Consider the following 353-nt stretch of genomic DNA (forward strand, 5'->3'; position numbering starts at 1 on the left):
AAAAATTGTCCTGGCTGACATGGCCGAAGGCGACGATCTCGTAATTCCGCTCTTCGATCTGGGCCGACTGCTGGAAACGCGCATATTCGCCGAACGCGAAATCAGCCGTCGGCTCCCGCTCGAACGCTGCGAGAAACCGTTCCAGCGCCGTCGGGTGCGCGACATCGTCGTCATCGAACACCCAGACGAAGTCCCCCTTGCAATGCCTCAGGGCGAAGTTCAGCGCCGTCGACTTGCCGCCATTTTCCTTGCGGTAATATTCCACCGGAGCGGGGAAAGAGGCGGCCACCGCGCTGGTGTTGTCGGTCGAGCCGTCGTCGACGATCAGAATCTGATCCGGCACCACAGTCTGC

General features: G+C 60.6%; 1 protein-coding gene. It reads right to left on the minus strand.

Going from position 1 to position 353, the window contains the following annotated elements; all coding sequences use genetic code 11:
- Nucleotides 1–353: glycosyltransferase family A protein (locus EN786_RS36520; protein WP_135910112.1), on the minus strand; the 353-nt coding region annotated here is incomplete at both ends.

This window comes from Mesorhizobium sp. M4B.F.Ca.ET.143.01.1.1 (genome assembly GCF_004792275.1).
Taxonomy (GTDB): Bacteria; Pseudomonadota; Alphaproteobacteria; order Rhizobiales; family Rhizobiaceae; genus Mesorhizobium; species Mesorhizobium abyssinicae.